The organism is uncultured Algibacter sp., assembly GCF_947490405.1.
In the GTDB taxonomy this organism is placed as follows: Bacteria; Bacteroidota; Bacteroidia; order Flavobacteriales; family Flavobacteriaceae; genus Algibacter_B.
The window spans coordinates 37749-50940 of sequence record NZ_CANLGU010000004.1; the positions used below are offsets into that span (position 1 = coordinate 37749).

General features: G+C 29.7%; 12 protein-coding genes. 11 read left to right on the forward strand and 1 reads right to left on the reverse strand.

Features of this window, described 5'->3' with window-relative positions:
- From Q0772_RS09770 to Q0772_RS09780, 3 genes are read left to right on the forward strand one after another with little or no spacing between them, the layout of a single operon-like run.
- On the forward strand, window positions 1-1068 hold the full coding sequence (locus Q0772_RS09770) for a glycosyltransferase (RefSeq protein ID WP_298343673.1): 1068 nt from the start codon (window positions 1-3) through the stop codon (window positions 1066-1068).
- Window positions 1069-1075: 7 nt separating this feature from the next.
- Window positions 1076-2221, forward strand: coding sequence for a glycosyltransferase (locus tag Q0772_RS09775; RefSeq protein WP_298343676.1), 1146 nt, complete (start codon window positions 1076-1078; stop codon window positions 2219-2221).
- A gap of 4 nt (window positions 2222-2225) precedes the next feature.
- Complete coding sequence (locus Q0772_RS09780; RefSeq protein ID WP_298343679.1) at window positions 2226-3179, forward strand: glycosyltransferase family 10; 954 nt, start codon at window positions 2226-2228, stop codon at window positions 3177-3179.
- Between the two features lie 21 nt (window positions 3180-3200).
- Here Q0772_RS09780 and Q0772_RS09785 read toward each other — a convergent pair whose 3' ends face one another.
- Window positions 3201-4154 (reverse strand): hypothetical protein, encoded by a 954-nt coding sequence (locus Q0772_RS09785; protein ID WP_298343683.1) that lies wholly within the window; start codon window positions 4152-4154, stop codon window positions 3201-3203.
- A 68-nt stretch (window positions 4155-4222) separates the two neighbouring features.
- Here Q0772_RS09785 and Q0772_RS09790 point away from each other — a divergent pair, with 68 nt between their 5' ends.
- The 8 genes from Q0772_RS09790 to Q0772_RS09825 all read left to right on the forward strand — a co-directional run bounded on the left by Q0772_RS09790 (window position 4223) and on the right by Q0772_RS09825 (window position 13183).
- Window positions 4223-5380 carry an acylneuraminate cytidylyltransferase gene (locus tag Q0772_RS09790; RefSeq protein ID WP_298343688.1) on the forward strand — a complete coding sequence of 386 codons (1158 nt, stop codon included), beginning with the start codon at window positions 4223-4225 and terminating at the stop codon, window positions 5378-5380.
- 59 nt (window positions 5381-5439) lie between these two features.
- The gene (locus tag Q0772_RS09795; RefSeq protein WP_298343691.1) at window positions 5440-6225 is read left to right on the forward strand and encodes an FkbM family methyltransferase; all 786 of its coding nucleotides are present in this window, start codon (window positions 5440-5442) and stop codon (window positions 6223-6225) included.
- A gap of 191 nt (window positions 6226-6416) precedes the next feature.
- Window positions 6417-7292 carry an N-acetylneuraminate synthase family protein gene (locus Q0772_RS09800; RefSeq protein WP_298343694.1) on the forward strand — a complete coding sequence of 292 codons (876 nt, stop codon included), beginning with the start codon at window positions 6417-6419 and terminating at the stop codon, window positions 7290-7292.
- A gap of 1 nt (window position 7293) precedes the next feature.
- Window positions 7294-8115: a polysaccharide pyruvyl transferase family protein gene (locus tag Q0772_RS09805; RefSeq protein WP_298343697.1), complete on the forward strand. Its 822-nt coding sequence runs from the start codon at window positions 7294-7296 to the stop codon at window positions 8113-8115.
- A 9-nt stretch (window positions 8116-8124) separates the two neighbouring features.
- Complete coding sequence (locus tag Q0772_RS09810) at window positions 8125-9519, forward strand: UDP-glycosyltransferase (RefSeq protein ID WP_298343700.1); 1395 nt, start codon at window positions 8125-8127, stop codon at window positions 9517-9519.
- 3 nt (window positions 9520-9522) lie between these two features.
- Entirely contained in the window at window positions 9523-10671 is a 1149-nt protein-coding gene (locus Q0772_RS09815; protein ID WP_298343703.1) for a glycosyltransferase family 4 protein, read from the forward strand.
- Window positions 10668-12197 carry a glycosyltransferase family A protein gene (locus Q0772_RS09820; protein WP_298343706.1) on the forward strand — a complete coding sequence of 510 codons (1530 nt, stop codon included), beginning with the start codon at window positions 10668-10670 and terminating at the stop codon, window positions 12195-12197. Before Q0772_RS09815 ends, Q0772_RS09820 begins: the two co-directional genes overlap by 4 nt.
- Window positions 12198-12199: 2 nt before the next feature.
- Window positions 12200-13183: a glycosyltransferase family 2 protein gene (locus Q0772_RS09825; RefSeq protein WP_298343709.1), complete on the forward strand. Its 984-nt coding sequence runs from the start codon at window positions 12200-12202 to the stop codon at window positions 13181-13183.
- The last annotated feature ends 9 nt before the right edge of the window (window positions 13184-13192 follow it).

Below are 13192 nucleotides of genomic sequence, written 5' to 3' on the forward strand. Positions count from 1 at the left end.
ATGATTACTATTGTTTTAACAAATAGAAATAGAGATTCAAGGCTAATTAAGCGTTGTTTAAAGTCGTTGGAAAACCAATCAAATACAGATTTTCACTGCGTTATAGTAGATTATGGTTCTTCTGAAAAGCAACTCAAGGATTTGGAAATTTTTATAAAAGATTTTAAACACATTAATCTAATTTCTTGTGAAACTTCTGAACAATTGTGGTGTAAATCCAGAGCTATAAACATTGCTTTACAGTCTTGTAATACGTCTTATTTTTTTGTGGGTGATATTGATATGATATACCATCCCGATTTTATTGAAACATTAAATCAATACCAAACAAAGGCAGACGCTACATATTTTCAAGTTGGATTTTTAAGCGAAGAGGAATCAAAAAAAGAAAAGGTATTTAACGAATTTGAGATAAACTTTAAGTCTACCAGAGAAGCCACTGGAATGACACTTTATAATACAAATGTTTTAAAACATATAAATGGTTATGATGAGTTTTATCATGGTTGGGGTAGTGAAGATACCGATGTTCATATAAGGTTAAAAAATGCTAATAAACAGGTGTTTTATTATGAAAAAAGCGTGTTAATACTCCATCAGTGGCATCCTAAAATATATAGAAGTACATCGAGTTTAGAGCCTTTTCACTCCAAACTTGAAACTATAAATCAAAAGTATTTAGAGTTTACAAAAAGGAGTGGCAATACTAAAGCAAATCAGAACCAAAACTGGGGCTATTACAAGCCGGAGGATTATAAGAAATTAAAGGGTGTAGAAGTAGTGTTTAATATAACCAATGAGCTTTCAGAAGTTAAAGGGCTTTTAAGTAATTTGTTGATGTATAGTTCAAATAAAGTTGTTTCTATATCTGTAAAGAAACACCCAGAATATAAAAGTATAAAACATGTTGCTAAAAAGGTTTTAGATAAAAAAGTAAAAACGTTTTTAGATATGCAAGAGGTTAATGATTTACTTTTAGAATGTATTATTTTAAATTTCAGAAATGCCCCTTATCAGTATAATTTTGATAGTAGTAGTCAAAACATCTCATTAATTATTAAACTGTAATAGTCTCATGAAAATACTTATGGTGTCTATGAATTCTATTCATTTTCAAAGATGGACAGATCAATTAAAAGATTCTGGTCATGAGGTGTTTTGGTTTAATATTAGAGATGGCGGCTATTCTGAGAAGCTTCATTGGGTAAAGCAAATAACCGGATGGAAATTAAAGTTTCCTAAATTAAAAGGCAGAGTATTTGTAAAAAAAAGGTTGCCTTGGCTTTATAATAAGTTAAGTTTTTTATATGAAAATAATACAGCAAAAACCTTTGAAAAAGTACTTTTAGAAGTTAAACCCGATGTAGTACATAGTTTTGTGCTTTACGTGTCTTGCGCACCTATTTTGAAGGTGATGAATGTTTATGCCGATATAAAATGGATTTATTCTTCTTGGGGTAGTGATTTGTTTTATTTTCAGCAAAACCCCGAATACTTAAAAGATATAAAGCGGGTTCTACCAAGAGTTAACTATTTATTTACCGATTGTAATCGTGATGTAGAATTAGCAAAAAAATATGGTTTTAATGGTAAGGTTTTAGGCGTTTTTCCAGGAGGAGGAGGGTATTCTATCGATACTTTTGAAGCATATATTCAACCACTTGAAAATAGAAATGCCATATTAGTAAAGGGGTATCAAGGTCGCTCAGGAAGAGCTATTCCAGTTTTAAAAGCCCTTGAAGCACTTTCAGAAATAATTAATGATTTTCAAATAATCGTATTAGGAGCAGATGATGAAGTTTGTACGTTTGTCAAGCAAAGTAGTTTGATTAAAAGCAATTTAAAAATCTATAAAAAGTCTGATATGCTGCCACATATTGAAGTTATTAAACTCATGGGGCAAGCCCTGATTTATATAGGGAATAGTAATTCTGATGGTATGCCAAATACTTTGTTAGAAGCAATAATAATGGGGGCTTTTCCAATTCAATCAAATCCTGGTGGTGCGACAGAAGATATAATTAAACATAAAAAGAACGGATTATTGATTCAAGATTGTGAGAATGTAGATTCTATTTTTAAGCTTATAGAGTTAGCGATTAGCAATCAAAGTTTACAATCTAAGGTTTTCAAAACAAATCAGGAAGACGTTAAGTTTACATTAGATAGAAATATTATAAAGAAAGAAGTAATCTCAAAATATAATTCTATTAAGATTTAATACCATGCCCAAGTTATACAAAGCTTCTAATTTTAAATATACGCCCTTTGACAATTTTGTTGATGGAGATTTAGAATATTTAAATAATAACAATATAACTTTTGTAGATAAAGCAAAAGATGCAGATATTATTATTTCTCAAAATTTAAAATATTTAAAGCCTCATTTCTGGCGAGCTCTATTTGGTAAGAAGTTTCTAATTTGGACTATAGAGCCTAGATTTGATACCCATTTTACTTCAGAAGTAAAAGAACTTTTTGGATTAATAAAATGCCATGTTATGAATATTTACACCAGAGATGTTTTTGTTTCAAATGTTACTTTTTTTACAGGCATATTTGGTGAACACCTTCATACCTTACCCCAAGATTTTAAATTAAAAACAAAAAAAACAATCGCATTAATGTCTTATTATAAAGGCCTTAATTCTGAACCACTTATTAAAAATGGTGTAAATATCGATTTAATTGGTTTGAGATCTAAAATATGTATTGAAGGCTATAAGTTAGGGGTTGTAGACGTATTTGGTAAAGGCTGGCCAGATGGTATTTCTAAAGAAGATTCTAGAGATGGTGTCTATTTTTATCGTAAAAAAGAATTGATGGCAGATTATCAATTCAATTTATGTTTTGAAAATACAGCTACCCATAACTACATGACAGAAAAAATATGGGATAGTATACTAACCTATTGTTTACCCATTTATTACGGAAAGCATACGAATGCTTATGAGCTATTTCCTGAAAACAGTTTTATTGATTACTCTAAATTTGATAGCCCTGAAGCGTTATTTCAATTTATTGATAATATGTCTGATGCAGAATATATTGAACGTATTAATAAATGTATAACCGTTTATAATACCTTATGCGATAAAAGAGAAGAATTAATAAAAAACGGAAGAGGAAAAGTTCTTGAAAACATTGTTGCAAAAGCTAATGCGATAGTTGCAAACTAATAAGTAGATAGTATTTGTAAATTATCCAGGATACCATGTTTTATCCATAGAATAGCTGTTTTCATTATTTCTAACAAGAGTTACAAATCTAGATAAGTTGCTAGAGTTAGTACCAATAAAGTATTTTGAGTTACTTAACAAAATGGCATCATTTAGTACGTCTAAAACCTCTTTACTTTTTAAATTTTTGTCTTTTAAATTGTTATAAGTTGTTTGGTTGTATCCATTCTTTGTTGGTGCACATAAAGTTTTAAAAACAAACTCATGATATTTTAATTTAATAGATTCAATAAGGCTGTAATCATCAGTACAAACAATAAAACTTTTTATTGAATTGTCTATTTCAATTGCTTTTTCAATGTAATCTGTAAATTGAATTTCTTCTGCTTCTTTATTATTTCCAAAAACTTTATCACCTCTTCTTATATGCAATCCAAAACTGTTTTTCGAAAATTCTACAGTTTCTTTATCAGAAACAATTAAATTGTTTTTAGTTAGTTTATTAAAATCTAAAATAATGGGGTAGATGTTTTGTAAAGCATGAAATATATCACCATCAATATTTAATTCTGGAATTAAAAAAGTTTTGTTTAAAAAGCTAGGATGCTTTATTATTTTCCAATAATGAGTTTGAACTAAATCTATTTTTTTTACATTTTTAAAGTAAAGTGCTGCTATTTTTTCAACTCTAGTTAAATCAAAAATTGATTTTGAAGGTAAGGTTACAAGTCCATTATATTCTTTAATAATAGGATTAAAATAATCATTCCAATTGCCGCTTGCCCAATTTTTTGAAGAGAGTTTAATATTAATATTATTATCAATACAATAGAGAACTGCTAAAGCTAAATTGTTTATTTCAGAAAAGAAACCACGATTAGTAAGCGGAAAAATTAATTCTTGGTTATTATGCTTTTTGTTTAGTGTAAGAAAGGATTTTATAAGTTCGTTACTAGTAAAATTATCAAATAGCATGGTGTATATTTATGGGTAAAAATAAGTTAATTACACTTAAAATAAATAAATTGCAAAAAATAAGATTAATGTCTAGAAAAATAGGATTTATTCCACTACGTAAAGGATCAAAAGGTATATCTAACAAGAATAAAAGAAAAATGGTTGGGAGACCATTATTTACTTGGGTTTTAGGTGAAGCTATTTTTTCTAATCTTGACGAAGTTGTAGTTTACACCGATGACGAAGGCATTATTGATTTTATTAAAAAAGAATATCATTGGACTAATAAGGTAAGAGCTTTAAAGCGTAGTGATGTAAGTGCTACGGATAAGGCATCAACAGAAACAGCTATTATTGAGTATTGCGAGTCTATTAATTATGATTTTGATGCATTTTGTTTATTACAAGCAACATCTCCTTTTACCAAAAAAGAAGATATTAACTCATGTTTGTTTAAGCTTGATGGTAATATAGATTCTGCATTAACCGTTGTTAATACACATCGTTTTTTATGGGATAAAAACGGGAAACCATTAAATTACAATCCTTTACAAAGACCAAGACGTCAAGATTTTGAAGGACTGTTAATTGAAAATGGTGCTGTTTATACAATTACCAAGCAAGCATTAAAAAAACATCAAAATAGAATAGGTGATAATACAGCTATTGTGAAAATGCCAGAAGATTCATTATTAGAAATTGATAGTGAATCTGATTGGGTTGCGGTTGAAAGTTTATTAATAGAAAGGCAAAAACGAGAAAAAAAGTCAGACAAAATCACACATGTAGTTTTAGATGTTGATGGTGTTTTTACTGATGGCACTATAACTTATACAAAAGAAGGCGAACATACCAAAAGCTTTGATATGCGTGATGGTATGGGACTTGAGATTTTAAGACAGTTTAATGTTGCAGTTATGATTATGACTTCAGAAAACTCCCAATTAGTAGCTAGGCGCATGGAAAAACTAAAGCTAAATTACGTGTTTCTTGGTGTAAAAGATAAACATACCTTATTAAAAAATATTGTTGCTGATGCAGGTATATCTTTAAGTAATGTGGCTTATGTTGGTGATGATGTTAACGATTTAACAAATATTTGCAGTGTAGGTTGGTCTTTAGCTCCAAATAATGCTACAGATATAGTTAAAACCCATGCTGATATTGTATTATCAAAAAATTCTGGAGCAGGTGCTATACGAGAAGCTTGTGAGTTTGTTATGAATTACAATAAAAGATTTTAATTTAATCATAACCTTTAATTAAAAGCCTTAAATTTTATTACTAGTTTGTAATCATACCTATGAAGAAGATATTTAGAAATACAATCAATTGGGTGTTAAGAAAATTTGGATTCACAACTTTATCAATTAAGAATCTTGATATGTTAGTTTCAAAAAGAAAGATAGCCGAAGAGTATATATTCTTGCAAAAATACCCTGTTTCACTTATTGAAAAATATTTAAAATACAAGACTTTATCAAATGCACAATTAAAACAGGATTTATTCGCTTTAATGGAGTCTAAATTCAAACAAGATGGATATTTTGTTGAATTTGGAGCTACTAATGGAATTTCATTAAGCAATACTTATCTATTAGAAAAAGAATTCAATTGGATAGGTATTTTGGCAGAGCCATCAAAATATTGGCATGGAGAACTAGCTTTAAATAGACAATCAATAATAGATAAAAGATGTGTATGGAAAGATAGTGGCGAAAAATTAGCTTTTGTTGAGGTTGAAAACGCTATTTTATCAACCGTAAAAGGGTTTGGCGAAGATGATGCCCATAGTGAAAGACGAAAAGACAGTATAAGCTATACGGTAGAATCTATTTCTTTAAATGATTTACTTGACTATCATAAAGCACCAAAAATTATAGATTATTTATCGATTGATACCGAAGGAAGTGAATTAGTAATTCTTGAAGGATTTGATTTTACTAAGTACAAATTTAGATCTATTACTGTTGAACATAATTTTTCTAAAAACAGAAGTGGAATTTATAAATTATTAACAAATGCTGGCTATGAACGTGTTTTTGAAGATTTTTCTAGCTATGATGATTGGTATAAACTAAAAGAATAATTTTTTTAATGCTAAATTATAGCATCAAACGACTACAATTTTTAAACATTTTAAGTGTTCAAATATTAATAAATTGCTTGAAACCTCATTCATTTAAAATTCAATTTTTCTATATCCTTTTTTGATTTTTAAAAATGTATTTTAGCCGAAATAATTAACTTTTGATTGCTAGATTAAAATAAATAATTACAATGAATTCGTATAAAAAACCATATATCATTGCAGAAATTGGTTGTAATCATAAAGGTGATATAGAAATAGCGAAAGAGCTTATTAAAGTAGCTAAAATATTCTGTAATGTTGATGCAGTTAAGTTTCAAAAACGAAATAATAAAGAATTATTAACAGAGGAGCAATACAATCAACCGCACCCAAACCCCATGAATTCTTATGGTGATACTTACGGAGCGCATAGGGAGTTTTTAGAGTTTGATATTAATCAACACCAGGAATTAAAAAACTATTGCGAAGAGATAGGTATCACATATTCAACATCTGTTTGGGATTTAACATCAGCTAAAGAAATAGTATCATTAAATCCTGATTTTATTAAAATACCTTCAGCATGTAATAATAATGTTGTTATGTTGGAGTGGTTATGCGATAGTTATAAAGGTGAGTTGCATATTTCAACAGGAATGACAACAAAGGATGAGATTAAAGATTTGGTTAATCTTTTCAAAAGAAAAAATAGAAACCAAGATTTGGTACTTTATAATTGTACATCGGGCTATCCTGTGCCGTTTGGAGATGTATGTCTTTTAGATATTAATTTATTGAACAAGGAATATGGTGATGATGTTAAGCATATTGGCTTTTCTGGACACCATTTAGGAATCGCTGTAGATGTTGCTGCTTATACTTTAGGAGCCAATATTATTGAAAGACATTATACTATTGATAGAACTTGGAAAGGAACCGATCATGCAGCATCTCTAGAGCCAATGGGGTTGCGTAAGCTAAGTAGAGATGTTAATGCGGTTTATAAAGCACTTCAATTTAAAAATCAAGATATTTTGCCTATTGAACAAGTGCAGCGTGATAAGTTGAAAAATCAAAAAGGATAGTATGTTTTCATTAGGTAAGATTAGATTATTTTGGTGGAATGAAATAAAGATGCAAGGTAAATCCAAAGAAAACTACGGAGATTTACTCGGAAAATATCTAGTTGAAAAAATATCTCAGAAAGAAGCGATTTGGACTAAGCCTTCAAAATTTTCAATACAAGATTTTTTTAGCCCTATCTATGTAACGATTGGTAGCATACTAACCAATGTAAATCATAAATGCATTGTTTGGGGTAGTGGTATTATTTCAAAAGACTATCCTATAAAAAAAGCAAAATTCCTCGCAGTAAGAGGGCCACAAACCAGAAGTCATCTAGTACAACAAGGTTATGATGTTCCAGAAGTTTATGGAGACCCAGCATTATTATTGCCAAAATATTATAATCCAAAAATAGAAAAAAAATATGCTATTGGTGTCATTCCGCATTATAGCGATTTTAATAAAATTAAAGATTTTTATAAAAATGAAAATGATATTTTATTAATTGATTTAATGACGAATGATGTTGAGGAAACTACGAACGCTTTTCTAAAGTGCGAAAAAATAGTATCATCATCACTTCATGGGGTTATTGTGGCTCATGCCTATGGTATTTCTGCTATATGGCAAAAATTTTCTGGTGATGTTTTTGGAGACGATATAAAATATCAAGATTATTTTGAGTCTGTAAAAATCTCAAATTATACATCAAAAATAATTGATGTTAAAATGAGTTTAAATACATTAGAAAACCTTTTTAAAGATAAAGAATCACTCCCTGAAACGCGTGTTGTAGAAAAATTGTGTAGCGGGCTTATGGAAGTTTGCCCTTTTAAAGTTTAATTAAAACAGATGAAAAAAAAAGTATTTGTTTTTTTTCCTGATGGAGTGGGTTTAAGAAATTTTGCCTTTACAGATTTTAAGGATATTGGTGAGCAAATGGGATTTGATATCACCTATTGGAATAACACTATTTTCTCCTTAAAAGACAATTTGGGGTTCAATGAAGTTAAAATTGAAGACCACTCCGCGCATCCCTTATTGCCAATATACTCAAGAGCTAGAAAACGAGCAGAATTAAATGTTTCTAGAGATAAGTTTAATGATAGCGTTTACACCACTTATAAGTTTCCTTTTAACTATAAAGGCGTAAAAAACTGCCTAATAAGTTTGTATACTAAATGTTTGGTAGGTTTGTATTCTTCGGAAAAGGGTGTGGTTAAATTACGAGCAAAAATCAATAAGTTAGAGCGCTCTACATCAAAATATAAATATTGTAAAGTACAATTAGAAGCTCATAAACCCGATTTAGTGTTTTGTACAACACAACGTGCAACACAATCTATAAGTGCATTATTAGCAGCTCAGGATTTAGGAATTCCAACTGTGGCATTTGTATATTCATGGGATAATGTGCCGAAAGCGATGCAAGTGGTTGAAACCGATTATTATTTTGTTTGGAGTGATTTAATGAAGCAACAAGTTTTGCAATATTACCCCTTTGTAAAAGAAAATCAGGTATTTGTTACTGGGACACCTCAATTTGAACCTCATTATGATACGTCTTTAAAAGAAACAAGAGTAGATTTTTTTAAGTCGAACGGTTTAGACGTCAATAAAAAATACATCTGTTATTCTGGTGATGATGAAACTACTTCACCTTTAGATCAATATTATTTAGAAGATTTAGCAAAAGCTGTTAGAAATTTAAATAGTAAAGGCGAAAATTTAGGAATTATTTACAGAAAATGTCCAGTCGATTTTACACCTAGGTATGATGCGGTTATAGAGGCGAATAAAGATATAATTGCCGTGTTAAATCCTATTTGGAAACAAGTTGGAAGTCAATGGAATCAAGTGCTACCAACACCAGAAGACTTTAAAATGCTCTATAATGTTTGCGAGCATAGTGAGTTTGTAACTAATGTGTGTTCGTCTACTGTTTTTGATTTTGTTACGCATAATAAGCCTTGTATTTATTATAACTATGAGCAGCCACAATTAAAAAAAGGTATTCGAGATATTGGCCAGAATTACAAGTACGTGCACTTTAGAAGCATGCCAAGTCAAGAAGCTGCGATTTTTTGTACGGATAAAAACAATTTGGAAGGTTTAATAAAACAGGTTTTAGAGGGTAAGTTATCTAATGTTGAAACCTGTAAAGCATGGTATCAGATTGTAGTTGGAAAAACTCCAACACAAGCCTCAAAAAATATTTGGAACACCATTAGCTCAATTTTAAAATAAAGTATGCGAGTAGGCCTTATAACATCAGAATATCCACATCCGCAAGTTAAGTTTGCTGCAGGTATAGCAACGAGTATTAAAAATTTGGCTATTACCTTGGTTAAAAAGGGTGTTGACGTTACGGTATTTGTTTATCATCAAGAAGAATCAACTGTTGTGCATGACGAAGGTGTTGAAATTCACCTTATAAAAAGAGAGAGCTACAAGTTATTTACGTGGTATTTCTACCGAAAGTTTGTTCAAAATTATGTCAATAAAATAGTCAAAAAGAAAAGTATCGATATTTTAGAAGCCCCAGATTGGACAGGTATTACTGCGTTTATGAGGTTTAAAGTGCCTTTAGTTATTAGGTTTCATGGAAGTGATGCTTATTTCTGTAAATTAGATAAGCGTAAGCAGAAGTTTAAAAACTATATGTTTGAAAAGTTAGCTTTAAAAGGTGCATCTGCTTACATAGCGCCTACCACTTATGCAGGGGAAGAGACGCGAAAAATTTTTGGATTAAACCAAAAGAAAATAAAAACCATTCACTACGGTTTGCAGTTACAGCATTTTGTTAATGAAAAACCTGATGAATTCGATTCTAATACCATTTTATATATTGGCACCATCATAAGAAAAAAAGGTGTTTTAGAATTGGCTGAAATTTTTAATAAAGTTATAGAAAAGGAGCCAGAAGCAAGATTGGTTTTAATAGGTGGGGATTCGTCTGATATAAAAACAGGTAGCGCCTCAACCTTTAAACTTATGCAAGATATTTTTTCAGAAGAAGCTAAAAAACAGGTTAATTATCTAGGTAGGGTACCTTATGAGAAAGTTCAGGAGTATATAAAAAAGTCTCATGTTTGTGCATATCCATCATTTGCAGAAACATTAGGGATGGTAACTATTGAGTCTATGGCAATGCAAAAACCAGTTGTTAATACTAGTATAGGTTGGGCGCAAGAGTTGATAGGTGATGGGATTAATGGCTATTTGGTGCACCCAACAAATATTGAAGGCTATGCAAATACAATACTTAAACTATTAAATAACGAAAAGCTTTGTGAGCAAATTGGTAAAGCAGCAAGATTAAAAGTTGAGGATGCTTTTGATATTGAAAAAAATGTAGATATTAATATTAAATATTATAAATCTATTTTGAACAGATGATTCTATTAACTCACAATAATGAAACTGTTATAGAAATCGTTGATTTAAAGACTAATCAATTTATTGAAAACACCATAAAAAATCCTTTAAAAGCTTTGTTTAGTGTTGCTAATTACAATCAAAACACGATACTAGTGTGGTGTCATGAATCGTTAAAAGCGTCATTAGATATTGATGCTATTAAATCGACATTTCATCTTAAAAATATGATGGTCTCTTTTGGTGAAAATCAATATTTACCAGAGCAGATTGGTTATGTTGAAGATTCTCCATTTTTAAAAGTAAACAAGCGCGTTAAATACCCTACGTGGCTTATGAGTAGTCAGGTAGGGGCTATTTATACATCACAATTATTAAAGTTTGAAAGTAAAATTAATCTAAATAATACATTTGATTTTGCTTTAAATGTTATTGCAAAAAAAGGAATGAGTAAAGGCTTGTTTTGTTATTCAGAGCCTAATTTACTTAAACAATACAATTCAGTTAATCAAGTTTCAGCTCCTATTAGTGAGTTGTTTAAGTTTGTAAAGCTTAATTATAAAGCTGTTTGGAGTATTTTATTGCTAATTAATTTTATTATTTATGAGCGTAAATTTCCATTAATAGCTTTTCTAAAAACATTTTTTATAAAGAAAAATAGTTTCACTATTAATTTTGAACTAGAGCCAATTAGTAATTTTTTAATTGATTTAAATAAAACTATTGATGTTATTATTCCAACATTAGGAAGAAAAAAATATTTATATGATGTTTTAATAGACCTTTCAAATCAAACCATTTTACCAAAACAAGTTATAGTTGTAGAACAGAATAATGATAAAACATCGGAATCTGTGTTGGACTACATTAAAAATAAGGATTGGCCATTTAAAATAATTCATGAATTTATCCATCAAACTGGTGTTTGTAATGCAAGAAATCTGGCATTGCAAAAAGTAACAGCTAATTTCGTTTACCTTGCAGACGATGATAATAAATTTGGTAAAAACTTACTAAAAGACGTCATCGTTAAAATGCAACGTTATAAATTTGACGTTATTAGCATGAGCTATTTACAAGAAAATGAAATAGAAAAACATAAAGCACCCATACAATGGAGTGCCTTTGGAGGTGGTAGTAGTATATTGTCTACTAAGTTTTTTAAAAAAATTGCCTTTAGGAATGCATTGGAATTTGGTTATGGAGAAGATTCAGATTTTGGTATGCAATTAAGAAATCTAGGTGCAGATGTAATATACGCACCCGATATTAAGATTTTACATTTAAAAGCACCTATCGGTGGGTTTAGAACGCAGTTTAAACATCCATGGGAAGATGATTTGATTCAGCCAAAACCTTCACCAACAGTAATGTTTTACAGAAAAATAAATTCAACTAAGTATCAATTGTTAGGTTATAAAACCATATTGTTTTTAAAGTTTTATAAAGATCAGTCAATTAAAAACCCGTTTAAATATATTTCATTATTTAAAAAACAATGGCAAGTAAGTAACAAGTGGGCTAACTATTTAAGTAATACTGTGTGAATATGAAATTTACATTAATTATTTGTACCTACATGCGGGGTGAGCCACTAATTAAGTTGCTAAAATCGGTACAAAATCAAACATCTTATCCTGATGAAATACTTATTGTTGATGGTTCTACCAATCAAAAAACAAAAATTTCTTTAGAGCAAAATAAATTTAATAACTTAAAGTATTTTAGGGTTGAAGAAGCCCAAAGAGGATTAACAAAGCAACGAAATTTTGGTATCAATTTGGTTTCAAAAACTTCTAAAATCGTGTGTTTTTTAGATGATGATACGGTTTTAGAACCAGATTATTTTGAAAGCATATTAAATACTTATAGTGAAAACCCTGATGCTTTAGGGGTTGGTGGTTATATTGTAAATGAGACTAATTTTGAGTTTGTTGGAGATAACTACAAGCCTAAAATTGATGAGTTTTATTTTGATGGTTGGAAACGTAAAGACAGTAAGCGTTTTATACTTCGAAAAAAGTTTGGATTAGATTGTGATTGTTCACCAGGTATTTTGCCATTATTTTCTCATGCAAGAAGTGTTAGTTTTTTGCCGCCAAGTAATAAAGTTTATCAAGTTGAATTATTAATGGGAGGTGTGTCGTCTTTTAAAAAGGATGTTTTTGAAAAACATCAATTCTCTACTTTTTTTGAAGGCTATGGATTATACGAAGATGCCGATTTTTCAATACGTGTTGCAAAAACAGGTAAATTATTTTTAAATACCGCAGCAAAGGTATACCATTACCATGAAGCTTCAGGCAGACCAAATTTATATAAATATGGTAAAATGGTTGTTAGGAATGGCTTCCATATATGGCGAACTAAAAACCCAAAGCCAACTTTAAAAGTAAAAGTAAAATGGCATGCCATTACGCTATTATTAATTTTAATTAGATTTAGTAATACGATAACAACACCAAAAAAAAAGGAGGCATTTAGTGAAGCTTTAGGGCGAACTATAAGTTGGATTAAAGTTTTAATATCTTAATAAATTATA